The organism is Paraburkholderia sp. Cpub6, assembly GCF_014201065.1.
Lineage (GTDB): Bacteria > Pseudomonadota > Gammaproteobacteria > Burkholderiales > Burkholderiaceae > Paraburkholderia > Paraburkholderia tuberum.
Map to the genome: position 1 here is coordinate 38,610 of NZ_JACHDM010000004.1, position 24,005 is coordinate 62,614.

The following is a 24,005-nucleotide window of genomic DNA, read 5'->3' on the forward strand; positions in this document are numbered from 1 at the left end:
GTAGCGAATGCGGGCGCGCCAGGTTGCGCGCCCGCCTGTATTGTTGTTTACGCTTTCAGCGTGTTCTTGTAGAACTTTCCATCCTTCATCACGATGCGCAGGTTCTGCTCCGGCTTCGCGATCAGGTCGAGATTCTCGAGCGGATTGCCGTCGACGAGCAGCAGATCGGCGTACGCACCTTCCTCGAGTACACCGAGCTTGCGCGGGTACGGATTGCGGTGCCCGGACAGCGCGAGTAGCTGGCCATTGGTGCCCGTTGCGATGCCCAATGCTTCGGCTGCGCTATACCACGCCTTCATATGCGTGAGCATCGTGCCTTGCCGTGCGGCCACGGCCTGCGAAAAGATCAGGTCCGTGCCGAACGCGACCTTGATGCCATGCTTGCGCGCGAGCTTGAAAACCCTGTCGGTGCCCGCGATCACCTGAAGAAATTTTTCGCGGATCGGTGGGGCGAGCGGACCCGCGTCGTCTTCGTTGACGAACGGCTGCGTGCTCAACCACGTGCCGTTCTTCGCCATCAACGCCGCAGTCCTGTCGTCCATCAGATGACCGTGCTCGATGCACTGCACGCCTGCCGCAACGGAGCGCTGAACCGCTTCGGACGTGTACGCATGCGAGAGGATATAGGTGCCCCAGTCGGCCGCTGTTTCGACGGCCGCGCGCAACTGCTTTTCGGTAAACGTGAGCATGTCGAGCGGGCTGCGCGGCGTCGATACCCCACCGGCTCCGACCAGCTTGATCTGCGTCGCGCCCTGAATGAACTGCTCGCGCACCCGCAAGCGGACTTCGTCTTCGCTGTCGGCGATCGCGAAGCCACCGTCCCGTTCCAGTTGGGTGACCTGGTTGCCGGCGCGCGGCAGATCGCTCAGCGCACGAAAATCGCCGTGCCCCCCGGTGGTCGTGATCATCGCGCCGGACGGATAGATTCGCGGCCCGGAAATCATGCCGCTATCGATTGCCTGCTTCAGCGCGAATGACGGGCCGCCCGCGTCGCGTATCGTTGTGAAGCCGCGCAGTAGCGTACGTTCGGCTTCAGCGCTTGCCGCAAGATGGACGAATGCAATGTCGGATTGAAGGATGACCTGAATCGGCACTGCCGCGAGCAGCGCGTGCCAGTGCATGTCGATCATGCCGGGCATCATCACCTTGCCGCCGCAATCGACGAGCGTTTTGCCGTCGATCGAAGCCGGTTGACCCCGACCCAACTGGCTGACGCTGTCACCCTCGACAACCATATAGAGGCCGTCACGCAACGTCGACGATTTGCCGTCGAACAAGCGGAAGTTCGTGAACAGCACCGGCTTGTCCGGCGGTGCTGGCGGTTGGGTGGTTTGAGCATTGCCAAGACCGGGCAGAACCAGGCTCAGCATCGAAGCGGCGAGACCGGTGACGAAGCCGCGCCGCGACAGATCGGCACTGATACGGCGGTTGGCATACTGCGCTTGAGACTTGTCACAAAGACATGAAAACGACGGACCGACTGTTTTATCGCCGATGTACTTTCCTGAAGGCATAGCCCACCCGTAACGTAGATCACCGTGCATCGAAAGCCGCCATCTGACTACATTTCACACCTGGCGACGCGAAAGTCAAGCCCGCACAGATTATCGCCTGCGAACGAGGATGGCAAATTCCGCGTCGCTTGATACAAGCATTGAAATTGCATCTATTACTCGATTACGCGGTTGCAGCATGTAATTAGAAAAATATGCTTGCGACGCGCGAAAAGAACGGGCTATGCTCACGCCACGTATTCTGTAAGTGAATCTCCCGAAATAAGGCACGATTCCCTACCCTGCTTGGGGGAGAGATGTGCCAAACAAACGTCCCAATAAAGCGGATGCATCGGCTATTACAAACGTATTTTCTATCATCGCGATTATCGAGCGAGGCGATCGGTCATTCTTTTAACGCCGCTGCAATTAGAAACTCAACTATTTCACAATTTCGCCGCCACTCCATGAATGCCGGGATCGGAAAAATCGCATTCAGTCTTTTTTAATTTTTTCACGGAGAAACAGAAATGATCGATGTGTCAAAGCCGCGTATGCTTAAGGTGCTGGCGGGGGCTGGCTTGTCGCTGTTTGCCGTCACGGCGATGGCCGACGATACGCTCGGTTTGTCGGAAAGCCTGTTCTCCATCGGCGCGCCGGAAGTGACGCAGGCGCCTGGCGCGAGCGCGAGCCCGTGGCGCTTTGCGGTTGGCGCAGGGGTCGTGAACATGCCGAAATTTCCGGGCGCGAGTGGCACGAAATGGGAGGCGGTGCCGTCGGTGAGCGTGAATTACGACCGCTTCTTTATCGGCGCGAATCCAGACGCGGGCTCGGTGCTATCGCTGGGCGCATATCTGTATCGTGATAGTAACTGGCGCGTCGGCGCGGCGTTGACCTACGATTTCATCGAACCGCGCAGCGAGTCCGACGACTCGCGGCTGCACGGACTCGGCGACGTCAAACGCACCGCGCACGCGGAGCTGTTCGGTGTTTATACGTGGGAGTTCGTCACGGCGCGCGCGAGCGTTTTGACCGATATTGCCGGCAACGATCGCGGCACCGTCGCGACTTTCGATCTGTTGGGACGCTATCAACCCATTGCGCAACTGACGCTCAGCGCAGGCCCGGGCCTGACGTGGGGAAGCGACAAGTACAACGAAACCTATTTTGGCGTGAATTCCGAGCAGAGCGCGCGCTCGGGATTGCCGACCTACTCGGCCAGCTCCGGTTTGAACCAGTTGCGCTTCTCAGTCAACGGGGTTTACCGGATCGCAACGCGTTGGAACGTTGGCGCGAGCGTGTCGTTCGCGTGGCTGCGCGGCGACGCGACCGACAGCCCCATCACCGAAAAGACGAGTCAGATTACGTACGGCCTTTTCGCCAATTACCTCTTTTAGTCGTCCGCCAAAAACGAAGGCCCGCGGCACCCGATCGCGTGGGTGCAGCGGGCTTTCCCGTTCTACGAGTCAGAAAACGCTTCGTCAATTCTTCTGCGCGAGCAGCGCCTGAATCCTGGCTTCGGTCTGCGCATAGGCGCCTTCTCCAAAGTGCGTGTAGACGATATGACCTTGCTTGTCGATCAGATAGAACGCGGGCCAGTACTGATTGTTATAGGCATTCCAGGTCGCGTACTGGTTGTCCTGCGCAACCGGATAGCTGATACCGAACCGTTTCAGCGCGGTCTTCACGTTGCCGGTGTCGCGTTCGAACGGATATTCCGGCGTATGCACGCCGATCACCGTGAGCCCCTGATCCTTGTACTTCTGGTTCCAGCTTTTTACGTAAGGCAGCGTGTTGGCGCAATTGATGCAGCTATAGGTCCAGAAGTCGACGAGTACCACTTTGCCGCGCAATTGCTGCAATTTGAGCGGCTCGCTATTGAGCCATTGCGTGATGCCTGTGAGCTCGGGTGCGGGCGAGCCGCTTTCCTGCGGCGCGGCGATGGCGACCGTACTCGTCGCGATCAACGCGCAGGCGGCAAACGCGGTGGACAGTGCGAAGGTTTTCAAGCGGGTAGTCATGTCAAAGTCCTTTGAGTGAAGGGAAAAGACCGGCGAGCCGCGCGTACAGCAGCACGTCGTACTGCAAATAGATGGCGAGGGCGGTCAGCATCACCAGTACGCCGAATACCTGTTGCAGGCGCTCCGCGTGACGTGAGACCACACGGACATGACGCGTCACGTAATGTCCGCCGTAGATGATCGCGAGCATCGGAATCGCTGCGCCGATCGCATACAGCGTGAGCAGCAGAGCCGACCAACCGAGATCCTGAGCCTTCACGACGAGCACCAGTATCGACGCGAGCACGGGGCCGGCGCAGGGCGTCCATACCGCGCCGAGCGACATGCCGAGCACGAAGCCGCCCGCGTTGCCGCTGCCGGGTTGCGTCCCTGGCGCAATGGCCGCGCCGATGCGCTCGAGCGGCCCTTGCAGTTGCGCGACGAGCCAGTCGTAAGGTCGCGGCCAGATACGCAGAAGCCCGGACAGCGCGAGCAACGCAATGCCGGTATTGCGCAGTACCTGTTGCGCGACGTGCACGGTGCTCGACACCGCGCCCAATAGCAGCGCGAAAGACGCGAAAGTCAGAATGAAGCCGGCGACGATGAACAGTGGCCGCGTGCGGCTCGGTCGTTCGACGGAAGTGCCGAGCAGGATCGGCATCACCGGCAGCACGCAGGGAGAGGCAATCGTCAGCAGCCCGGCGAGCAGGGCGAGCGGAGTTTCGAGAGTACTGTGCATGATGGGCGTTCCGTTGGCTGGGATGGCCGTATTGGAACGCCCGCACGTATCTGGTTTATGTCGGGGATCGGGCGCGCTTGCAATGTAGTGTGTCTGCGTATGGCGCGGATACATTGCGACACAAATCGGTTGAGGAACCGATGCGCGCGGGGGGCGAGGCGGCGGTAGCCGAACGCTGGCTCAGCGCGCCCTGCGCTTACGCACCGCGGTTCCCGTCGCGGCTGCGACGCTATTTGCGCTGGACGTGGAGAACATCGGCATACGCTCCTCGATCCAGCGCAGCAATTCGAGAGGTCCCGGTGCGAGCGGACGGCCGGTCTTGACGAGCACACGCGCCTGCGCGCCGGAAAACAGCGGATGCGCGATCGGTATCGTCGTCAATTCGCCGCTCGCGATTTCGCGGTAGGCAGCGAATTCGCCGATCAGCGTCATGAAGTTGTCGACCGTGACGAAGCGCTTCAATGCGCTCAGTGAGTTGCTGGTCAGCGTCGCGGGAATCGACACGTTTTCGGCGAGTTCCGTCATCTTGACGACATGACCGATCCCAAAGGTGGGTGGCATCAACGCGAGCGGCCACGCGCGCAGGTCGTCGAGCGTCGCGGGTCGCTTGCGCTTCGCGAGCGGATGGTCGCTTCTTAGCAACAACACGACCGGCTGCGGCGAACTCGCGCGATGCTCGAGGCGCGCATGAGGCGGCGGATTGTACGCAAGCCCGATATGCGCACGACTTTCGGCGACTTCTTCCTGGATCGCGTCGACCGCGAGCATATCGAGGCCGATTTCGAGTTCTGGATATTGGACGCAGAATGGCGCGAGCACATCGTCGACCAGCGTATCGACGAAGCCTTCGCTGACCGCGAGCCGGATCTGCCCTCGCTGCAAGCCTTTCAACGCATGCAATTGATCTTCGAGCTTCTCCTGCTGCGAACGGTAGCCGCGCCAGAATTCGAGCAGATGCGTGGCCGCTTCGGTCGGCCTGACTCCGCGCGGCTGCCGCTCGAACAGCACCGCGCCGAGTTCGTCCTCGAGCAGCTTGATCTGCCGCGTGATCACGGAGGGCGACGTATTGATGCTTTCGGCGGCGCCGCGGATGGTGCCGTGCGTGAGCACCTCGTTGAAGTAGCGAAGGCGTTGCTGGTTGATCTCGCGCATGTGATTTGTCGATTGCAATTAATGTGTTGCCTACAAGGCAACGATATGTGAACTTAGTTGCTCTTGCTGATGAAGGCTTGCGCTGTCACTATCTATCTCAAGCGTTGCGACAGCGGTAAGCCAGTGGTTTAGTCGTCAAGCATCTCCGGTTTCAGATTCGTTCTACCCGTCTCGTTCGATTCGTTTCAGATTGCCATTGAAGTCCGCTCTGCCTGCACGGTGCCCGCATGCGGCTGTGTGATATCGCGCGCGAGCGGACCCGATCAATTCCGTATCAAAGCCTTTGCTTGAAGGAGAACAATCATGTCGGATCAGATCAATAGTCGCCGCCGCCGCTTTCTCGGAACGGCGGTTGCCGGTATCAGCCTGCTCGAATTGGGACTGAGCGGGCTCGCGCATGCGCAATCGGCCGACGCGGCCGGCAATGCGAAAGCGGGCGCGCGCGCGGCGTCGTTCGAGAACATTCGCTCGATCAATGCGGGCACGCTGAACGTCAGCTACGCGGAAGCGGGCCCGCAGAACGGACCGGTGGTCATTCTGCTGCATGGCTGGCCTTACGACATCTACAGCTTCGCCGAAGTGACGCCGTTGCTGACGGCGGCCGGTTATCGCGTGATCGTGCCTTACCTGCGCGGCTACGGCGGCACGCGTTTTCTGTCGGCGGATACGCCGCGCAACGGTCAGCAGGCGGTGGTCGCGGTCGACATCATCAACCTGATGGACGCGCTGAAAATCGACAAGGCCGTGCTCGGCGGCTTCGACTGGGGCGCGCGCACGGTGAACATCGTCGCCGCGCTGTGGCCGCAACGCGTGAAGGCGATGGTGTCGGTGAGCGGCTATCTGATCGGCAGCCAGGACGCGAACCGCGCGCCGTTGCCGCCGAAGGCCGAGCTCGCGTGGTGGTATCAGTTCTATTTCGCAACGGAGCGCGGCCGCGCGGGCTATGAAGCGAACCGTCATGACTTCAACAAGCTGATCTGGCATACCGCCTCGCCGAAATGGAATTTCGACGACGCCACGTTCGAGCGCTCCGCCGAATCGTTCAATAACCCGGACCATGTTGCCGTGGTGATTCACAACTATCGCTGGCGTCTGGGACTCGCGCAGGGCGAGCCGCAATACGACGAACTCGAAAAGCGCCTCGCCACCGGACCGACGATCGCGGTGCCGACCATCACACTCGAAGGCGATGCGAACGGCGCCGCGCATCCCGAGCCCGCAGCATACGCGAAGAAGTTTACCGGCAAGTATCAGCACCGCAATATCAGCGGCGGCATCGGCCATAACCTGCCGCAGGAAGCGCCGAAAGCCTTTGCGGATGCGATTCTCGACGTCACCCGCCTTTGATGGAGCCGGCGCGCGCCGGCTTCTTCTGAACGGAACCCCAGCAGTCGAACGTACGGCTGCTGGGGTTTTTTCATGAGCGGGCCATTTGCAACACACCTGCAACCCGCACGACGCATGCGACGCCGGCCCTGCTCGGCATGTTCGGAAGTCGGTTTTTGTATCGCAATGTATCAACGGCATACGCAGACAAACACGCTTGCAGAAATGGGGGGTGACGAAAACATTGCAGATACGTTGGAGCGTTCTAATGTCTTCACGCAAGGTTGATTCACAACGTTGCGTGTGAATCAGGCGGGACGTCACAGTGTATCTGCGTCGATGGCTTCGCGTCTCGCTCAATCCTTATCCCTGATGGTTCGATACCCGGAGAAGACTCATGAAACTCGTTCAATCGCTGATCGTCGCCGCACTCGTTGCCGTTCCCGTCGTTTCGTTCGCGCAATCGCAACCGCAAGAGGGGCTCACGCGTGCCGAAGTCCGCGCGGAGGTGGTCCAGTTGCAGAAGGCCGGCTATAGCCCGGCCAGCGACAACGCGCAATACCCGCGGAACATCGAAGCGGCAGAAGCGCGCGTCAGCGCCGGCAATGACGCTACCGCCTACGGCGGTGTCGCGAATGGCAGCTCGGCTTCCAGCTCGCATGTGCCGATGAAGCATGCGGCCGCGAATGGCGCCAACGACGGCTCGAACGTCGTCGGCCTCGGCGCGATCTACGCGCACTCCTGATTCGTTGATCCCTGAATGTTTTGATACCCGGAGCAGACTCATGAAACTCGTTCAATCGCTGATCGTCGCCGCACTCGTCGCCGTTCCCGTCGTTTCGTTCGCGCAATCGCAACCGCAACAGGCACTCACACGTGCCGACGTCCGCGCGGAACTGGTCCAGTTGGAAAAGGCCGGCTACAACCCGGCCAGCGACAACACGCAATACCCGCAGAACATCGCAGCGGCCGAGGCGCGCATCAGTGCGGGCCATGACGCGGCCGCCTACGGTGGCGTCGCGAACGGCAGTTCCTCTTCGGGCTCGCACGTGCCGATGAAGCATGCGGCGGCGGATCGCGTGTACGACGGCTCCCACATCGTCGGCCTCGGTTCCATCTACGCGCATTCGTGATCGATGCAAATGAGCAGGCCGTCCGCGTGCATCGGCTCACGTCGACGCGCGGACTCCTTGTTTAACTCAACCTGTCGAGACAAAAACGATGACCACGCTGCTGAAAAAAATTCTGGGTTCCGTTCTGTTGCTGGGCGGACTGTTCGCGTTGCAGACCACGGAGTCCGCGCAGGCGGCGCCGTCCGATGACCTGAAGGGCAAGAACGTCGTTCTCGTACACGGCGCTTTCGCTGACGGGTCCAGCTGGGACAAAGTGATCCCATTGCTCGAAGCGCGCGGCCTGCACGTGGTGGCCGTGCAGAATCCGCTGAGCTCGCTCGCCGACGACGTGGCGGCAACCCGGCGCGTGATCGCGCAGCAGAACGGGCCTGTGATTCTGGTCGGCCATTCATGGGGCGGCGTGGTGGTCAGCGAGGCCGGCAACGACGACAAGGTGAAGAGCCTCGTGTACGTCGCGGCATTTGCGCCGGACAACAGTCAGTCCATTGCCGACATCACGAAGGACCAACCCGCGCCAGTCTGGGCGAGCGAATTGCGCAAGGACTCGGCGGGTTATCTGACGCTATCGACCCAGGCGGTGCTGGACGACTTCGCGCAGGATCTGCCGCTGTCGCAGAAGCGCCTGATCGCGGCGACCCAGCAGCCTTGGGCCGCTGGCTGTATCGACGACAAGGTGACGAACGCCGCGTGGCATGGCAAGCCGTCGTACTTCGTGGTGTCGGGCCGCGACCGCATGATCGATCCGTCCTTGCAACTGGAGATGGCGAAACACATCGACGCGAAGATCACGCGCGTCGCCACGAGCCACGTCGCGATGCTGAGCCAGCCGCAGGCCGTGGCCGACGTGATCATCGCCGCCTCGCGGGCCGCGCATTGAAGCGCGCGCAGTCTCGTCAATCAGATTGCGATTGACGCAATGTTCTTCATGCAGCGCAGCGCGAACATCGAGCGGCCATGGCGAATGCCTGCGATCTTGTAGAGCTTTTCGCGCAGGAAGCGCTCGTAGCCCGCGGTGCCGTCTACCGCGACCTTGACCAGCGGCAATCTTCCCGCACCGTCTGCGTATGGCTCTACAGCGGCCGACGCGGCTGCGCTTCGTGAACCGTCTGACGGGGAGCTTGCTGGTAGGGATGGGCACGCTGATGGCGGCGGTACGCTGACCATGAAACGATCCGCATACCGCCGCCGCGGGAACAACGTCATCCTTATCGTCTGTACCGCGCGATATCAATGGAAAATGAGGTACAGGATGATCAGTACGATCACTGGAACGCCGAGCAGCCAGCCAAGTAGGTAAGGCATGATGTCATCTCCTTTCGTATTGAAGTTCGAATACGCAGGAGTTTCAGCAGGCAGCGTGCCTGGCTCGCAGATGTCGATCTATTCGGGCAATCGAACGACGGCAACGCCGATGGTCCGCGTATCGGGCTTTAGCCATTGTTCGAAAAGCCCAGAGACATACGGCCGCGGCGTCGGCGGAATTCCTCTACCGTGGCCTGGCAGGTCAGAAACTGGCCCGTCAGATTCGTCGACAGCACGAGCTGCCAATCGTCGAGCGTCATGTCGGCGAATTTGCCGTCCTTCTGTAGCCTTGCATTCGCGACCACGATATCGATGCCATAGCCGATTCCCGAACTTGCGCCGGTAATAAGCGCGACCTGATTGGCCAGTAACTTTTCCATCGAGTGCTTCGGCAACGACGAAAAGCGAAGCCGCCACCTATCGGCACGCGACATCGCGCGGATAGACGGCGGCCCGCCTCATGTTCCAGTCCACTACGCGTGGTCTATATCACACCGGCAACCAGCAGAACGATCACCACGATCAGTACGATGCCGAGTCCACCGGTCGGACCATAGCCCCACGATCGGCTGTGTGGCCACGCCGGAAATGCGCCGATCAGCAGCAGAATCAGCACGATTAGAAGAATGGTTCCTAGCATGTTATGACCTCCGCCTGGTTGAGAGACCTGCTTTATCTACGTTGGCCACAAGGCCGCAGGGTAATCCCCAGGGAGCAAACCTTGTGCCCAAGGTCGATCCTTTAATCAGATCACCGGGACGGCGCGCGGCGCGTGCGGAGATTCTCGAGCCAATTGAAACGGCACCCGTCGCGCTCAAAACCTGAGCCGGGTGCCGTTTTTCCAATTGCGGACACGTCGCGCGTCCTATAGATAGGTTCCGCCGATGCGGCCTTCGAAGATCGCGGTGTTGATGTCCCAATCGTCGACGGTACCCGTGCCGCCACCGTCCACCTTGACGACTACCGAGCGGCCGCCACGCAGCGTCTTCATCTGTTCGGCGCTCAGCGTTTTCTCGTCGGATGGCTCGCCCGCGCCGGGCGGCAGGTCTTTGATGATCACAGTGGCTTTCATGGCATTTCTCCTTGACGTGGAAAGGCGAGCACAGTGCGGCGCCCGCATCGATTTCTGCAAGGCCTATGCCAATGTGAGGGAACGTGCGCCGCAACATGGAGCGGGGGCCGCGATGCGAAGCCTGGCAAGGATCCGCGCGATAGCTGCGTTGAATCGCAGTGAACACGATCGCGATTGCGCGTCGATGTGTTTGCGCGCGTCCCACGAGTCACGAGCGAATGGTTGGGGCGCAGCGCAGCGTCGCGCATGGCGAACTCAGGCGTCCAACACTCAATCGCAAGCGCAAACAGAAACGGCACGCGCCATATGCGCGTGCCGTGATGGTGAAACGCCCCGGCGAGCAATGCTAGCGGCGCTGGCGTCTACGCGGCGAGGCTGCTTCCGCGATACGCAGATGCGCGGCCGGAAAGCCCGGCGGGTACTCGACGACTCGCATCGCGGCCGGCACCAGCGGCGCAGCGAGACTCGAGCGCGCGCCGACACGGGCGCCGCCGACGATCGCGGCCATCGCCTCGCGGTCCAGTTCGACGCTTTCGGTCAGATCCTTGATGCTCAGCTTGGCCATGATGGCTCCAGAAAGACGCTCCGGCGGCCAGACCCGTTCGGGTGCCGGCCGCCGTGCTCGGAATGTGTTCGGCGTGTCATTCGTTGTATTGAGGTCTCAACGCACTATCAGTATAGGAAATCCATTCGCGGCGCGCATGGCCGTGGTGTTGCCGCGGCAGTGAAGGAACCCCCAGTCCCCCGCTGCTGCCCCGGCTTACACGGCGGAGTAATTGGCGCCCGACAGGATAGGGTCGACTCTCAGCTTCAGCGGCAGCACGACGCCTGGGCCGATCGAACCGATGTCATTGAGCGCTGCGACGTTGACGATTTGCTTCTGATCCAGATTCTGAATGACGTTGACGTTGACGTTGACGTTGGCGAGGCCGGCAAGGCTGCCGAGACCACCAAGGCCCGAGGGCATGGGCACGTTGCTGCCGGTGCCGCCGGCGATCCCGGACATGGCCCGGCGGTCGAGTTCGCGCGTGCCGGACAGATCGCGAATCATGAGGGATGACATGGCGTTTCTCCAAAGACGTACGGAAAATGGACATGAATGGCTCGCGGCGAAGCGGCCCGCGGCTGCGGGCGCTTCGCCGCACCACGCACTATTAGTGGTTGCTGTTGCTCGAATTGATATACGGCGAGAAGTCCGACGTGATGCCGGTGGCGAACGCAACATCGTTGCCGTTGGCGTTCTGGAAGTTCAGTTCGTTACTGATCAGTTGCGTGGTGGTGGTGTTCTTGACGCTGGTCGGCGCATAGACCGGGGCGAAGCTGTAGTACTTGCTCGGGCCGAAGCCGCCGCGTACGGCTTGCATGGCTTTGCTGTCGAGTTGTTCGGTGACGGACAGGTCTTTGATCATCAGCGTTTTCATGGTGAGTCTCCTGAGAGAAGTTTTCGCAGTGTTGCGAGTGGTTTCGAGCAATTCGTTTGCTCGGACATCACTAACGCACAGGCTGTGCCAGTATTAATCAAGGATCCTGAGGAAATCGGCGAAGCCCTGTCGTATAAGGGTTTTGCGCGTGGAGGGGCCACCGTGCCGGTCAGCTCGAAGCACGCTGACGCGCTCGGAGCGGTGGCCGCCGTCCGACATCGCGGCGGACCCTGTTGGATGGCGCACGACATTGCGCGAGCCAGCACGCGGCGCGGCGCGCGGCTCATGCCTGGTTTGCGAAAGCGCGGACCGGGAGCTAGTATCGAAACGGCACATGTAACTGGATACGACAGGTTTTCTATCGACCCGCGTGGCGTCGGTCGCATGCGACACGGTCCAGCGGCAACGGTGGTGCTTCGCACAAATGGCTAGCCTTGCGCGTGTGATTCTCGACTTCCAGAGCGGCGAGCTGTCGCGTGACGAGTTCGTCGCGCAGCTCGACAGCGCGTTGGCGACCGAGCAACTCGGTCCGACGCGGCTGCTGGAGATGCTGTACGCCGCGCATCATCGGTCGCCGTTGCCCGACGATCTCTACCTGGAAGTGCGGCGGCGCATCGAGCTGCTGCGCGTGTCGAACGTCGCGGCGGGTGGCGAGGAAACCGGCATCCAGACCACGGTCGATCTACCGTCGCTGCGTTCGTCGAGCGCTGGCAGTGCGGGCGCCGCGAGTACTGCCGGCAGCGCCGCGCACGAGACCATCAAAGGCATCGGCGATACGCTGAACAACCGCTTCGTGCTCGAGGAGTGCCTCGGCGTGGGCGGCATGGGCACCGTGTACAAGGCGCTCGATCTGCGCAAGCTCGAAGCGTCGGATCGCAAGCCCTATCTCGCGATCAAGGTGCTGAACGTCCAGTTTCGCGGCAATCCGAATTCGCTGGTCGCGCTGCAGCGCGAGGCGCGCAAGGCGCAGGTACTCGCGCATCGCAACATCATCACCGTCTACGACTTCGACCGCGACGGGCCGATCGTCTATCTGACGATGGAGTACCTGAGCGGCAAACCCTTGAGCCAGCTGCTGCGCACGCCGGGCTATCAGGGCATGCCGGTGCGGGCCGCGCTGCCGATCGTGCGCGGCATGTGCGCGGCGCTCGCGTACGCGCACGAGCGCGGCTTCGTCCATTGCGATTTCAAACCCGCGAACGTGTTTTTGACCACGAATGCCGAAGTGAAAGTGATCGACTTCGGCATCGCGCGCGTATTCCAGCGGCCTGAAGAGGAGAGCGACGCGACGGTGTTCGATCCCGGCAGTCTGGGCGCGTTGACGCCGGCCTATGCGAGCCCGGAGATGATCGAGCATCGCGAGCCGGACCCGCGCGACGATATCTACGCGCTTGGCTGCATCACGTACGAGCTGTTGACGGGACATCATCCGTTCGATCGCCTGTCGGCCACGCAGGCGCGCAATGCCGATTTCAAGCCGCAGCGTCCGGCGAATCTCGATGCGCGACAGTGGCGCGCGTTGCGTGCCGCGTTGTCGTTCGATCGCAATACACGGATGCCGAGCGTCGTGCGCTTTATCGCCGAGTTCGACAATGAAGCGCGCGCGGAGAAGTCAGGTACGCTCGCGTGGGTCGGGCTCGCTGGCCTCGCCATCGTGTGCGCGGTCACGGTGGGCGTGTTCGCTTTTCGCTCGGGGTCCAGCCGGCAGCAAGCCGCGCAAACCGAGGCGGCGCGATCGCAGGGCGATCAGGTCGATCGGGCGGCTGGGGCGTCCGCTGTCGCGCCTGCAACGAATGTCGCGCAGACAACGCCTCCTCCGGCGCCCGCGCCGAAGCCCGCGTTGACGCTCGCCGCGATCACGCCCACGCTTGCCCAGGTGCCCTGTTCGGCTTTATCGGGCGCGGTGCAGGACCACGCACTGACGGTACGCGGTTTCCTGTCGCAGCGATACGGTGCCGCGCATCTGAAGGAGACGTTGGCGGCGCTGCCTGGCGTCGATACGGTTTCGCTAGACGTGCGGCCGCTCGCCGACGATAAATGCGACTTCGTCAAAGCGCTCGCGCCGTTCCTGGTGCGTAACTGGCAGGCGGGGCGCGTGGCGTCGCTGCAGATGCGTCCGCCAAGCGGTTTTCTGACCGAGAACGACTCGCTGGTGGTCGACCTGAAAGCGCCGCCGTTCGATTCCTTTGCGACCGTCGACTACTACCAGCTAGACGGCCACGTCGTGCACATGGTGCCCAGTCGTCTGTGGCCGGACAATCAGATGCAGTCGAACGGCGGTCCGTACACGATCGGCAGCAATGCGGGCGATTGGACCGTATCGAAGCCGTTCGGCTCGGAAATGGTGGTGCTGGTGGTGACGCCGGTGCCGCTGTTCGACAAGCTGCGCCCGGAAAGCGAAGCGCGCGCCGATTATCTGCGCGCGCTCGAGACCCGGCTCAAGCAGATTGGCGGTCAATACGGGCAGGATCGCCTGTTGGCGGACTTCGCCCCGATTACGACCAGACCCGCGACGCGATGATCCGTCAGGGAGCCAATCGACACGGCTTTTAGTGCAGATCCTTGACGACGCGAAAACCGTTCTGCGATTGGCGCACGCCCGCGCTGTATTTGAAGCGCGTCGCGCTGAGCATGTAGTCGCCGCCTTCGCGCCATGAGCCGCCGCGAATCGCGCGCATCTCGCAGCCGGGCGAGTCCCACGCGTGGCCATCGACGGGCGCGCCCTGATAGGTGTTGTGCCAGCAGTCGGCGGTCCACTCCCAGACGCCGCCGTTCATGTCGTACAGACCCAGCGGATTCGCGGCGAACGTGCCGACGTTTTCCGGGCCTTCCTTGTGCCACGGGTCGCCGCAGTCCTTGCAATTGGCGTTGCCCTTGCGCATCTGCTCGCCCCACCAGTACGCGGTCGTGGTGCCGGCGCGGTCCGCGTATTCCCATTCGGCTTCGGTCGGCAGACGGTACGGTTTGCCGGTCGTTTTGGAGAGCCACTTGACGTACTGCTGCGCGTCGTCCCAACTGAGATCGCGCGCGGGTGCGGTCTTGATGCTATTGCTCTGCGGCGTCAGCTTCTGGCAGGCGCCGGCGGCGACGCACGCATTCCATTGCTCGACCGTCACGGGGAATTTACCGATCGCGAAGGGCGCGCCAATGCTCACGTGATGCACGGGCTTTTCCGACGGATCGTCGGTATTGCTGCCCATTGCGAACGAGCCGGCGGGTACCGCGACCATGACCGGACAGGCCGCGCAGTCGCGGATTTCACCGGCCGTCGGGGGATGGGCGACGGTCTTTTCGGCGAATGGCGCCGCGGCGGCCGTGGCGGGCGGCGTTGGCGATGGCGCGGCAGCGGGGCGCGGTGGCGGCGGCGGCGGCGCGGCTGCGCTGGCTTGCGTCGCGGGATGCGTGACCTGGGCAGGCGGCGTGGGTGGCGCGACGTGACCGCTCTGCGCCGCGGGGGCGGCGGGCGGCGCAGCGCTCACTGCGGGACTAGATGCCGCCGCGCGCAATCGATCGATACGCGCATGCGCGAGTGTGGCGAAGCGGCCATTCGGATAGGCCTTCAGATAAGCCTCGTAATCGGCTGGGTAGTTGCTGTCCTTGATCGAATCCCAGAACGTGATTTCGTATTGTTCGCCGCTTTCCTTGGGCATGATGCCGCGACTGCGCGGCGTGATGGCGCGACGCTCTGACGTATTCGACGACTCGATAGCGCTTTCGCCACTTGTGGGAATGGATGAGCGCGCGACAGAGAGCCACGGTTGCTGCGTTCCGCGTGTAGCGGCGCGTACTTCGGCGCCGACCTGTCGGAACAGCGCGGCGAGCGATCGAGACGATGCGTCGGCGTCGTTGAGCGCTTGCAGCAAGGCATCGGTATAGACGCCATGGCGCGGACCGTCCGCCGCGAAACCGCCCGGTGCGGTTGCATAGGCAATCACGGTGTTGGCAGCGATCCTCGGTTTATCGATCGCAACCGCGGCGGGGGCAAATGGATTGTCGAGGCACGTATCGAGAATCACGAGATTGAGCCGGCCGGCACGGGCGGATTGCATCGCATGCAAAACGGTATTCAGATCGACACCGTTATTCAGTAGCGACACCGGCGCGCGGATGTCGGCTCGCGCATCGAGTCCCGCCGGCAAAAGCAGCGTTTGTGCGCCTACCTGCATGCCGTGTCCGGCGAAATAGAACACTCCGATATCGCCTGTTCGCAATCGTCGTTGAAATTCGTCGATGGCCGCGCGCATTTGCGGCGGCGTAGCATTCGTGCGCGTGATGACTTCGAAGCCACGCGCACGGAGCGCAGCGCCGATCGATTCGGCGTCGCGCGGCGCGTTGGCGCGGATCGGGTTAGTGGCGTCACCGTACTCGCCATTTCCGATCACGAGCGCGACACGCCGCGAATGCGTGTCGTCGCGTGACGAAGCAAAGGGTGAAAGGAGCAAAGCGGTGTCCGCCGGCCGCGCCGGATGACTCGCTACCCAAGCCGGGCTCGGCTCGATGCTTTCACGTTGCGTCGCGGCACCGGCACTGTCCCACGGCGCCTGGATTGCCCCAACCATGCACACCAGCAGGAATCGTCGCCACATCTTTATATCCTGTTTGTACCGGACAGAGTTCAGGCATTCGTGCACCACGCTCGCGCTGCCCGCGCTCTTTATTAACGATAGCACGCACTTTGCGTCACAACTGTCCGGGAGTCCTTAACGCGTCATACGGTTAACGAGCATTGCGTATCTTTTTGGCAAGATACGTCCTAAGCTGATTCACAAAGTCACGTCACACGGTCGTTTTAACTAGGTGGCTGCCTGCCGGATTCAACCCGCGACGTGCCGCTCGAACACCCGGAAGGTCATCGATAGCCGGGCCCCAGCCATGACTCCTGTCCGGGAGAGTGCGCTATGCGAAGAACCCGTGTTTCCTTTCTTTTCGGCAGTCGTGATCCGGCGCAAGCGCGTCGCGGCGGATTACGCGCGGCGGTGTGCGCGACGCTCGTCGCGGTCTGCCTTGGTATCGGCACTGGCGGCGTTGCGCGCGCCGAGCGGACACCGTCTCCGCCGGGGGCCGAGGAGTACATCATCTGGCCGTCGGATGGCGCGGTGATTCACGGCGGAAAGTTGTGGGTGCGCATGGGGCTGCGCAATATGGGCGTGTGTCCGAAGGGCGTCGCGTTTCCGAATACCGGCCACCATCATCTTCTGATCGACACGGATTTGCCCGCGCTCGATCAGGAGATTCCATCGGATCGCCAGCACCTGCATTTCGGCGCGGGCGAAACCGACGCGCGCATCGAGTTGCCGCCCGGCAAGCACACGCTGCAGCTGATTCTCGGCGACCATAATCACGTGCCGCACGTACCGCCCGTGTATTCGAAGAAGATCACCATCACCGTGCTAAAGAACTAACGCGGTCCGTTCGTTCGAACTGGTCAAGCCGGAACGGAGAGTCCTGATGAAGAAGATCATTGCGGCCGCGGCATTCGTCGCAGCGGCGCTGACGGTATCGATCGCGCCGCAGGGCGCGTGGGCAGCGACGCCGTCGCCGCCCGGCGCCTACGCGTATATCGGCTATCCGAACGATGGCCAGGTGGTGCCCGCCAATAAACCGTTTCGCGTGTGGTTCGGTCTGCGTTTCATGGGGGTCGCGCCGAAAGGCGTGAAGTACCCGAACACAGGCCACCATCATCTTCTGATCGATACCGATCTGCCGCCGATGGATCAGGAGATACCCTCGGATCGCCATCATCTGCATTTCGGCGCGGGCGAAACGGAAACGATGATTTCATTGCCGCCAGGCAAGCATACGCTGCAGCTGTTGATGGGCGACGACATGCATATGCCGCACAACCCGCCGGTGTATTCGAAGAAGATCACGGTGATCGCGCGCTGACTGTCATCGAGCAGCCAACAATGTCGCGCGCGCTGTTGGCTGCGATCCACCATTCACTGGTCTCGCTCTGCCGCTCGTCAGCGTCGGGACAGCGGGTGCGATCTTCCTGGCCTTTGCTACAAGGCGTTCAGGACGCGAATGACGGAAGCAAGGCCCTCCTGGCATAGCCCATGCATCAGTAGCGCCCGAGCAGACAAGTTGCTCGAACCCCGACGCTCGATGATGCGCTTTCCCATTCCCAGGAGATTTGCCATGAACACGCTGATGATCAAGGACCTGTCCAACACCGAACAACTCGACAGCAAGGCGATGAGCGCCGTGCGCGGTGGCAACGGCTACTATTCGATGCCGTCGTACCTCAGCTACGCGCCCGTCTTTGCGCCGAGCAGCATCAAGAACGTCTCCACGACGCAGATGATCAACACGGAAATGAACATCCAGAGCGCGAACGGCAACGGCTCGGCGCTGGTCAGCGGTACGACCACCTACATCCAACCGACCATTTACTCGAGCAACGTCAACAACGGGTAGTGAGCGGCGCACACGCGGCCCGGGCGGCCGCGTGTGCGTGCCCCAACAGGCGCATCGCTCAAAAAGACCGCTAATCCAATCGTCCTTTCCACGCATCCTTCGCGTATCCGCCGCTCCCCGCATCGACTTTTCCGCCGCTTCATTGCCGAAGCCGCGCGGAAGCGGCTCGGGCTGAAAAACCGGGCATCTCGCGCGAAACAGGCGGGTGCAACTGGAGACCACCGTGTCAGCATTGCCGGAGTCATCGTTCGATTCGTCGTGTGATTCGCCGGACCTTCAGCGGGTTCCTGCTGAAGCCAGGACGCCTCGCCGCATAGCCCGTGTACTGCGCGGGATCTGCGCGGCAACGATGTGCGCTTTGGCAGTGAGCGCGTGCGTCGACGTCAGCATGCCGGCTTATCAACGCCCGGACACGCCGGCCAAGACATCGTGGTCGGATCGCAATGGCGCGCCGGTATCGGCCGCGGAGACGATCGAGCGCGACTGGTGGAAGGGCTTCCAGGACCCGTACCTCGATACGCTGATCGACAAGGCGATTGACGGCAACTTCGATATCCGGGTGCTGGCCGCACGTATCGAAGTCGCGCACACGCAGATCGGCGAGACAGGCGCGGCCGCATTGCCGACGGTGGACCTCGGTGCCGGCGCCGACTATACGAAGACGACTGGCCAGCCTTTGACGAAGACGTACAACCTCGCGCTGCAGGTGAACTGGGACATCGACATCTGGGGCAAGGTCGAAAAAGGCGTGCAGGCGCAAAAGGCCGAATTCCACGCGAGCGAGGCGGATTGGCGCGCGGGGTATCTCGAACTCGTCGCGAATGTGGCCAGTACCTATTTCCAGATCCTGCAATTCGACGACCAGATTGCACAGCAGCAAAAGACCATCGCCACGAACAAGCAAATCCTGACGATCTACGAAGGCCAGGCGCGCAATGGGCTCGTGCCGCAAACGCAGGTGTTGCGCCAGCAGGCGGAGATCAACCGGCTCACCAACGATCTCTATGATCTGCGCCGATCGCGGGCGGTCTCCGACAACGCGCTATGCACGTTGCTCGGCGTGCCGGCCGGCGAATTCCATGTGCCGCAAGGCCATTTACAGGAGCGCGTGAAATTGCCGGGCGTGCCCGATGGTTTGCCCGCGCAATTGCTGTCGCGCCGCCCCGACGTGGTGGCGGCCGAATTCAGGGTGCTCGAGGCCTATAACCTCGTCGGTCAGTCGAAGCTCGCGCAATTGCCGAGCATCGGCCTCACCGCGCAGGGCGGCACAGCAAGTTACGCGCTTAACCAGTTGCTGAAGTCGTTCACGTTCGGCCTGATGCCGAGCATCAATTTTCCGCTGTTCGATCCGGGCGTGCGCGCACATGTGAAGGTGACCGAGGCGCAATCGAAAGTCGCCGAGCAGCAATATCGCGTGGCCGTGATGGGCGCATTCGAGGAAGTGGAGAACGCGCTCGTCAATCTGAGTGCCCATAAGGCGCAGCACGCGGAATTGCTGCAGCAGGTGTCGCGCCTGCAGATCGTCGCTGATCAGATCCAGTCGCAACTGCGCCTTGGCGTCGTGTCGCAACTCGAAGTATTCGAAGACGAGCGGACCTTGCTGGAGGCGCAACAGGCGTTGCTGGAAAACCACCAATTGATTCTGTCCGACACGGTAACGCTTTATAAGGCGCTCGGCGGCGGATGGCCAGGTGTCGACGTGCAAGCGCAGGTCAAAGAGAAGTAACGAAACATTGAGCTAATCCACGAGTTGGCGTACCGCGCGGGTATTTCGTCGGCTGACGGCTTATCCGCGGTCTTCTCATCCGGCGATATCCAAATTGACACTCTCGATGCGTGACTTACAATCCTTTAGGGGTCAGCGTTTGCGTGGCTCTTCACGACAAAATCGTTGCGCCGTTGTTCTTCGTCCAGTTCGCCCCGCGTTCCCGCCGCGGCAGGTAAACGCTTAGCGATCCAGATAAAATGGCCACCGGCGAAGCTCCGATTGCTGAAATGCGCGTGACAGTGGACGCTGCCTTCGACGTGGTGTTGTCACCGGTTGCCTGCGCGCAGCGCCCCGCGCTCGACGCCATTCGCATCGTCGACAACCTGTTCGCCATCGGCCGCAGCGAAGCGCCGTTCAGCGACTATCCCGCACCATGGACCGCCGCTCTCTCGCGCCGACATGCGCGCGTTTTCATCGAGCATGGCGCGATTTATGTTGCCGATCTCGGCAGCAAGAACGGCACGACGGTCAACGGCATCGCGGTGCGACAAACCCCCGCGCGTGTACGCGCCGGCGATGAACTCTGCTTTGGCGGCGAACTGCGCTATCGCGTCGGCATCGAGCCGCGCGCGCGCGTCGTCACGTGTGGAAGCGCTTCTCCCCTCATTCATCTATTGCTGGTGCCGCAGCGCGATGACCTGGGTCTGCAGCCGGTCGACGTGCTGGCTTTTCCATTTCTGGTCAGTAAAACGGACGAGGTTTTCTCGCGCTACAAAGACCGTTATCCGCACCAGGTCAATTACATTTCCCGGCGCCATGCGCACCTGTTTCTGAAGGGCGGCGAGCTCTATGTCGAGGATCTCGGCAGCACCAACGGCACGTTCGTGAATGGACAGCGGATCGGCGAATCGGCGCTTGCACTAGCGGACGGCGACGTCGTTGCATTTGGCGGCGACCACTTCGTCTACAGGGTGTCGCTACAGAACTCCGCCGACGTCGAACCCACCGTGACCCAGCTCTCTCTTCAGCCCGCTGTCGACAGTGCCGCCGATGCCGACAAGACAACCTTCGTCGGCACTGCGCATTCGTTTCTCGACATCTTTTGCGTCGATCCGGCGCTGCAACGCGAAGACGAAGTGAATGAAGCGGCGCAGCCGGGCTCCGCACGCGCGAAGCGAGACGGAGCAGGGACGGCAAATGGCGCGCAGGGCGCCAAAGGTACGCAGGCGGGGCATCCCGCCGATACGAGAGACGGCGCGAACGAAAGAAGCGGCAAAGCTAAAAGCGCGGCAAGAGGTAAGCCGCGTCGCTGGAAGATGGTCGCCGGCGAGCTCCACAAGGCGTTAGCGGACGGCGAGCGCACCAATGTGCGGCGCGCGGCGGCATGGGGCGCAGCGGGTATCGCGATCGTGGTTGCGCTTGGCGTGGGCCTTTATCTGCACGGTTCATCGGAACGGGAGTTGAAGAGCCTGCTCGCGAGCGGTGATTACTCGAGCGCCCTCACGATGGCGCGCGGCTATCTGGCCACGCATCCGGCGGACACGAAAATCAGCGCGCTCGCGAGCGAGGCGTTGTTGAAAGCGAACTTGCCGGGCTGGATCGAAGCCGTGCAAAAAGCGCAGTTCGACCAGGCCGACACGCTGCTGAAGAACATGAGGGCGTTGAGCGGAAATGACGCCGATGCCGCGTCGCTGGTCGGCGAATTGCAATGGGTCGGCGATCTCGAACGCTTCGTCGCGGCGCGTGGCGGCGTCGACGCGCCGATCCGCATGTATACGGACGAAGCGACGATCAACGGTCTGCTGCACCGCTGGGACGACGACGCGGCGAGTCACCAGCGCGCGCTCGATCGGATTGCGAGTTACGTGCCGCCCTTCGCGGAGCCCTACGCACACACGCTCAGCCATCTGCGCAAGCTCGAAAGCGACGATTCGGTGTACGTCGCCGCGATCGATCGGCTCAATGGCGTAATTCATACCGAACTTTCGCGCGACAAACCCGACGCGCTGCCGCCGGTACTCGACGATTACGCGCAGCGTTATCCTCGGCTCGCGGGGCTCGATAGAGTGCGCGACGATTTGCGCCAATACACCGGGTTGCTGAATGCCGCGTTGAGCCGTCAATTGACGTCATTGCTGGCGATGATGAAAACGGTGCGCTTCAGCACGCCGCCTTTTCAGGCGCAATTCCAGCAGCTTGCGTCTACACGCTTGCCGTCGCCGGACATCGTTCAACGGCAGGACGCGGTCGATGCCGCGTGGCAGCGCGGCGACGCGCAGCAGGCGCTGAACGATTTGCAGTCGATGCCGGCGAGCCCGTGGTCCGATGTGCTCGCGGCCGAAGCGACGCACAAGAAGGCGTTGTCCGATCAATACAACGATCTGCGGAAAACGCGTGACGGGAAAGATTACGACCAGCGTCTGCTGTCGTTCTACGCGAGCCTCGATCCGAGGACCGACGCCTGGTTCGTGCAGGCGATCCAGAAAGACGTGGCCGCATTGCATGACAAGGCACTCGCGCATGCGCAAGATCTGCTGGTGCGCGCGCAAAGCCTGTGGAAAGAGTACCGCGCGAACGGTCCGATCGGCGGCACGCAGCGGCTCGAAGCCGGCATCTCGCCGGGCTTTCGCAACGAGGCGCGTCTGCTGAGCGAGGCGCAGACGGCGGCACGCCAGGGCATGCGCATCTATACGCAGCTGAAGGCCGATCATCCCGCCGACTTCGATCGCCTGCTCGCGGATATCGAAGCCGAAGCGAGTTTGCAGCGCCGCGCGTTGACCGAGTTGCGCATGGTGCTGGACCCTGGGCTGCTGAAAGCGAAGCTCGCGTTGATTGGAGGCGATCAGAGTGAAACGCGATCCTCACCCTAGACCGTTGTCGGAGGCGCTCGAAGATCATAGCGTCGAAGGCATTGCGATTCTGACGTCCGAGCCGGTGCGGCTTGCGCGCGCGCTGATCTGGGCGATGGTCGCGCTCGTCGTGTCGGGTTTGCTGTGGTCGTTCGTCGGCCGCGCGGATGTGATCGTCAGTGCGCCCGGCACGTTGTCGCCGGAATCGGAGGTGCGGCGCATCTATACGCCGATCGACGGCGAACTCGCGGATCTGTATATCGCCGAGGGGCAGCCGGTGTCGAAAGGCGACGTGCTCGCGCGGCTCAATGCGCGCGGCGCGATCGAGGCAGCGAGCAACGCGTTACAGGCACAAGTGAAGCTCGAAGACGCCGAACGCGAATGGAAGCAGTTCCCGGAGAAGAAGGCGTTGATGGAACGCAAGGCCGCGTCGTTGAAGGCGCAACTCGAAGTCGAGGAGCGCTTGCACGAGAATCGCGTTTCAGAAGGCACGACGAAGCTTGCCGAAGGGCAGAAGGCCGAACTCGACGAAGCGCGCAGCTCGCTCGACAACGCGCGCCGCACGCGCGAAGCGGCGAATCAGGAACTCGATCGCTATTCGCGGCTGTTCGCGCAGCCGGGCGGCGGTGGCATTGCCGAATTACAGGTCGAGCAGAAACGCACGGCCGCGCTCGAAGCGGATAACGCTTACCGTGTCGCTCAGTCGAAGCTGGCCGAGCTCGACTTTCGTCTGAGCCATGAATACGCGCAGGCCAATGCGCAACTCGCGACGAGCGGCCAGCAAAGCACCGATCTGCAGCTGCAATACGATCAGGCGGTGCGCGACATCACCGATGCGGAAGACAAACTGCGCGTGCAACTGCAAAGCGCGCGCCTCGAAGCCGATGCCGCCGCGCGCGTGCGTTTCGAGAACATCGATAAAGACAATTTCTTGCTGATTCTCGCGCCGGTTTCAGGTGTGATCACCGACGTCACGTCGACGCAGCGCGGCGACAAGATTCAGGCGAATGCACCGCTCGGCGGCATTGCGCCAAAAGACGCGCGGCCCGTGCTGAAGATCGAAATCTCCGAACACGACCGCGCCTTTCTGCACGTCGGCCTGCCTGTCAAATTGAAGTTCAACGCGTTTCCTTACCAGCGCTACGGGTTGATCAGCGGCACGCTCGCCTATATCTCGCCGGCCACGAAGCCATCCGCACAGGACAAGCAACCGGTCTACGAAGGCCGTGTCACGCTGGACAAGGACTACTACCAGGTGGCCGGCACGCGTTATCCGCTGCGTTACGGCATGACCGCCAATGCGGAAATCGTCGTGCGCGAGCGGCGCCTGATCGACCTCGGTCTCGATCCGTTCAGAGAGGTGGCGGGTTGAGCGCGCGAATCAAACATCCAC

At 62.1% G+C, this 24,005-nt stretch carries 22 protein-coding genes and 3 pseudogenes; 12 read left to right on the top strand and 13 right to left on the bottom strand.

Annotation, left to right across the window (positions count from 1 at the left end; genetic code table 11):
* Positions 1-47: 47 nt before the first annotated feature.
* Complete coding sequence (locus tag HDG33_RS09105) at positions 48-1,514, bottom strand: amidohydrolase family protein (RefSeq protein WP_260330381.1); 1,467 nt, start codon at positions 1,512-1,514, stop codon at positions 48-50.
* Positions 1,515-2,023: 509 nt separating this feature from the next.
* Between HDG33_RS09105 and HDG33_RS09110 the strand changes: the two genes are divergently transcribed.
* A complete protein-coding gene (locus HDG33_RS09110) occupies positions 2,024-2,890 on the top strand; it encodes a MipA/OmpV family protein (RefSeq protein WP_090807601.1) in 867 nt (288 codons plus the stop codon).
* Between the two features lie 84 nt (positions 2,891-2,974).
* On the opposite strand, the gene HDG33_RS09115 is transcribed toward HDG33_RS09110, so the two are convergent.
* The 3 genes from HDG33_RS09115 to HDG33_RS09125 all read right to left on the bottom strand — a co-directional run bounded on the left by HDG33_RS09115 (position 2,975) and on the right by HDG33_RS09125 (position 5,384).
* The gene (locus tag HDG33_RS09115) at positions 2,975-3,514 is read right to left on the bottom strand and encodes a thioredoxin family protein (protein ID WP_184024470.1); all 540 of its coding nucleotides are present in this window, start codon (positions 3,512-3,514) and stop codon (positions 2,975-2,977) included.
* Position 3,515: 1 nt separating this feature from the next.
* Positions 3,516-4,232, bottom strand: coding sequence for a cytochrome c biogenesis CcdA family protein (locus tag HDG33_RS09120; RefSeq protein WP_184024474.1), 717 nt, complete (start codon positions 4,230-4,232; stop codon positions 3,516-3,518).
* Positions 4,233-4,412: 180 nt separating this feature from the next.
* On the bottom strand, positions 4,413-5,384 hold the full coding sequence (locus HDG33_RS09125) for a LysR family transcriptional regulator (protein WP_184024477.1): 972 nt from the start codon (positions 5,382-5,384) through the stop codon (positions 4,413-4,415).
* Positions 5,385-5,687: 303 nt separating this feature from the next.
* On the opposite strand from HDG33_RS09125, the gene HDG33_RS09130 reads away from it, so the two are divergent.
* From HDG33_RS09130 to HDG33_RS09145, 4 genes are all read left to right on the top strand, one after another.
* Positions 5,688-6,731 (top strand): alpha/beta fold hydrolase, encoded by a 1,044-nt coding sequence (locus HDG33_RS09130; RefSeq protein WP_184024480.1) that lies wholly within the window; start codon positions 5,688-5,690, stop codon positions 6,729-6,731.
* Positions 6,732-7,107: 376 nt separating this feature from the next.
* A complete protein-coding gene (locus HDG33_RS09135; RefSeq protein ID WP_184024488.1) occupies positions 7,108-7,455 on the top strand; it encodes a DUF4148 domain-containing protein in 348 nt (115 codons plus the stop codon).
* Between the two features lie 40 nt (positions 7,456-7,495).
* Positions 7,496-7,843 (top strand): DUF4148 domain-containing protein, encoded by a 348-nt coding sequence (locus HDG33_RS09140; RefSeq protein WP_184024491.1) that lies wholly within the window; start codon positions 7,496-7,498, stop codon positions 7,841-7,843.
* A gap of 88 nt (positions 7,844-7,931) precedes the next feature.
* Complete coding sequence (locus HDG33_RS09145) at positions 7,932-8,720, top strand: alpha/beta fold hydrolase (RefSeq protein WP_184024496.1); 789 nt, start codon at positions 7,932-7,934, stop codon at positions 8,718-8,720.
* 20 nt (positions 8,721-8,740) lie between these two features.
* Here HDG33_RS09145 and HDG33_RS09150 read toward each other — a convergent pair.
* From HDG33_RS09150 to HDG33_RS09180, 7 genes and pseudogenes are all read right to left on the bottom strand, one after another.
* A pseudogene (locus HDG33_RS09150) lies at positions 8,741-8,884 on the bottom strand (Lrp/AsnC ligand binding domain-containing protein); the annotation flags it as partial.
* 428 nt (positions 8,885-9,312) lie between these two features.
* Positions 9,313-9,525 (bottom strand): annotated as a pseudogene (locus tag HDG33_RS09155) (SDR family NAD(P)-dependent oxidoreductase); the annotation flags it as partial.
* Between the two features lie 104 nt (positions 9,526-9,629).
* Complete coding sequence (locus tag HDG33_RS09160; protein WP_018423731.1) at positions 9,630-9,785, bottom strand: DUF3309 family protein; 156 nt, start codon at positions 9,783-9,785, stop codon at positions 9,630-9,632.
* Positions 9,786-10,010: 225 nt separating this feature from the next.
* Positions 10,011-10,217: a hypothetical protein gene (locus HDG33_RS09165; RefSeq protein ID WP_184024499.1), complete on the bottom strand. Its 207-nt coding sequence runs from the start codon at positions 10,215-10,217 to the stop codon at positions 10,011-10,013.
* Between the two features lie 346 nt (positions 10,218-10,563).
* Positions 10,564-10,782, bottom strand: a complete 219-nt coding sequence (locus HDG33_RS09170) for a hypothetical protein (RefSeq protein ID WP_184005151.1) — start codon at positions 10,780-10,782, stop codon at positions 10,564-10,566.
* Between the two features lie 195 nt (positions 10,783-10,977).
* Complete coding sequence (locus HDG33_RS09175; protein ID WP_184024502.1) at positions 10,978-11,280, bottom strand: hypothetical protein; 303 nt, start codon at positions 11,278-11,280, stop codon at positions 10,978-10,980.
* Positions 11,281-11,371: 91 nt separating this feature from the next.
* Positions 11,372-11,638 (bottom strand): hypothetical protein, encoded by a 267-nt coding sequence (locus HDG33_RS09180; RefSeq protein WP_184024505.1) that lies wholly within the window; start codon positions 11,636-11,638, stop codon positions 11,372-11,374.
* 424 nt (positions 11,639-12,062) lie between these two features.
* Here HDG33_RS09180 and HDG33_RS09185 point away from each other — a divergent pair, with 424 nt between their 5' ends.
* The gene (locus HDG33_RS09185; RefSeq protein WP_184024508.1) at positions 12,063-14,159 is read left to right on the top strand and encodes a serine/threonine-protein kinase; all 2,097 of its coding nucleotides are present in this window, start codon (positions 12,063-12,065) and stop codon (positions 14,157-14,159) included.
* Positions 14,160-14,187: 28 nt separating this feature from the next.
* Here the strand turns inward: HDG33_RS09185 and HDG33_RS38210 are convergent, their stop codons facing one another.
* Together HDG33_RS38210 and HDG33_RS38215 are read right to left on the bottom strand one after the other, a co-directional pair.
* Entirely contained in the window at positions 14,188-15,288 is a 1,101-nt protein-coding gene (locus tag HDG33_RS38210; RefSeq protein ID WP_409258998.1) for a formylglycine-generating enzyme family protein, read from the bottom strand.
* A gap of 105 nt (positions 15,289-15,393) precedes the next feature.
* Positions 15,394-16,224, bottom strand: a pseudogene (locus HDG33_RS38215) (caspase domain-containing protein); the annotation flags it as partial.
* A gap of 312 nt (positions 16,225-16,536) precedes the next feature.
* Between HDG33_RS38215 and HDG33_RS09195 the strand changes: the two are divergent.
* The 6 genes from HDG33_RS09195 to HDG33_RS09220 all read left to right on the top strand — a co-directional run bounded on the left by HDG33_RS09195 (position 16,537) and on the right by HDG33_RS09220 (position 23,984).
* Positions 16,537-17,040, top strand: coding sequence for a DUF4399 domain-containing protein (locus tag HDG33_RS09195; RefSeq protein WP_184024527.1), 504 nt, complete (start codon positions 16,537-16,539; stop codon positions 17,038-17,040).
* A gap of 46 nt (positions 17,041-17,086) precedes the next feature.
* Positions 17,087-17,524, top strand: a complete 438-nt coding sequence (locus HDG33_RS09200; protein WP_184024530.1) for a DUF4399 domain-containing protein — start codon at positions 17,087-17,089, stop codon at positions 17,522-17,524.
* Positions 17,525-17,776: 252 nt separating this feature from the next.
* Complete coding sequence (locus tag HDG33_RS09205; protein WP_184024533.1) at positions 17,777-18,055, top strand: hypothetical protein; 279 nt, start codon at positions 17,777-17,779, stop codon at positions 18,053-18,055.
* 349 nt (positions 18,056-18,404) lie between these two features.
* A complete protein-coding gene (locus HDG33_RS09210; protein WP_221311358.1) occupies positions 18,405-19,781 on the top strand; it encodes an efflux transporter outer membrane subunit in 1,377 nt (458 codons plus the stop codon).
* Positions 19,782-20,020: 239 nt separating this feature from the next.
* A complete protein-coding gene (locus HDG33_RS09215) occupies positions 20,021-22,633 on the top strand; it encodes an FHA domain-containing protein (protein ID WP_184024535.1) in 2,613 nt (870 codons plus the stop codon).
* Positions 22,611-23,984: an HlyD family efflux transporter periplasmic adaptor subunit gene (locus HDG33_RS09220; RefSeq protein WP_184024538.1), complete on the top strand. Its 1,374-nt coding sequence runs from the start codon at positions 22,611-22,613 to the stop codon at positions 23,982-23,984. The genes HDG33_RS09215 and HDG33_RS09220 overlap by 23 nt, the downstream gene beginning before the upstream one ends.
* Positions 23,985-24,005: the final 21 nt, after the last annotated feature.

Coding starts and splice junctions, on each gene's coding strand:
- HDG33_RS09105 (WP_260330381.1), bottom strand. CDS start 1,514: ATGCCTTCAGGAAAGTACATCGGCGATAAAACAGTCGGTCCGTCGTTT.
- HDG33_RS09180 (WP_184024505.1), bottom strand. CDS start 11,638: ATGAAAACGCTGATGATCAAAGACCTGTCCGTCACCGAACAACTCGAC.
- HDG33_RS09205 (WP_184024533.1), top strand. CDS start 17,777: ATGAACACGCTGATGATCAAGGACCTGTCCAACACCGAACAACTCGAC.
- HDG33_RS09195 (WP_184024527.1), top strand. CDS start 16,537: ATGCGAAGAACCCGTGTTTCCTTTCTTTTCGGCAGTCGTGATCCGGCG.
- HDG33_RS09175 (WP_184024502.1), bottom strand. CDS start 11,280: ATGTCATCCCTCATGATTCGCGATCTGTCCGGCACGCGCGAACTCGAC.
- HDG33_RS09115 (WP_184024470.1), bottom strand. CDS start 3,514: ATGACTACCCGCTTGAAAACCTTCGCACTGTCCACCGCGTTTGCCGCC.
- HDG33_RS09125 (WP_184024477.1), bottom strand. CDS start 5,384: ATGCGCGAGATCAACCAGCAACGCCTTCGCTACTTCAACGAGGTGCTC.
- HDG33_RS09120 (WP_184024474.1), bottom strand. CDS start 4,232: ATGCACAGTACTCTCGAAACTCCGCTCGCCCTGCTCGCCGGGCTGCTG.
- HDG33_RS09130 (WP_184024480.1), top strand. CDS start 5,688: ATGTCGGATCAGATCAATAGTCGCCGCCGCCGCTTTCTCGGAACGGCG.
- HDG33_RS09160 (WP_018423731.1), bottom strand. CDS start 9,785: ATGCTAGGAACCATTCTTCTAATCGTGCTGATTCTGCTGCTGATCGGC.
- HDG33_RS09210 (WP_221311358.1), top strand. CDS start 18,405: ATGTGCGCTTTGGCAGTGAGCGCGTGCGTCGACGTCAGCATGCCGGCT.
- HDG33_RS38210 (WP_409258998.1), bottom strand. CDS start 15,288: ATGCCCAAGGAAAGCGGCGAACAATACGAAATCACGTTCTGGGATTCG.
- HDG33_RS09140 (WP_184024491.1), top strand. CDS start 7,496: ATGAAACTCGTTCAATCGCTGATCGTCGCCGCACTCGTCGCCGTTCCC.
- HDG33_RS09200 (WP_184024530.1), top strand. CDS start 17,087: ATGAAGAAGATCATTGCGGCCGCGGCATTCGTCGCAGCGGCGCTGACG.
- HDG33_RS09135 (WP_184024488.1), top strand. CDS start 7,108: ATGAAACTCGTTCAATCGCTGATCGTCGCCGCACTCGTTGCCGTTCCC.
- HDG33_RS09185 (WP_184024508.1), top strand. CDS start 12,063: ATGGCTAGCCTTGCGCGTGTGATTCTCGACTTCCAGAGCGGCGAGCTG.
- HDG33_RS09165 (WP_184024499.1), bottom strand. CDS start 10,217: ATGAAAGCCACTGTGATCATCAAAGACCTGCCGCCCGGCGCGGGCGAG.
- HDG33_RS09110 (WP_090807601.1), top strand. CDS start 2,024: ATGATCGATGTGTCAAAGCCGCGTATGCTTAAGGTGCTGGCGGGGGCT.
- HDG33_RS09215 (WP_184024535.1), top strand. CDS start 20,021: ATGGCCACCGGCGAAGCTCCGATTGCTGAAATGCGCGTGACAGTGGAC.
- HDG33_RS09170 (WP_184005151.1), bottom strand. CDS start 10,782: ATGGCCAAGCTGAGCATCAAGGATCTGACCGAAAGCGTCGAACTGGAC.
- HDG33_RS09145 (WP_184024496.1), top strand. CDS start 7,932: ATGACCACGCTGCTGAAAAAAATTCTGGGTTCCGTTCTGTTGCTGGGC.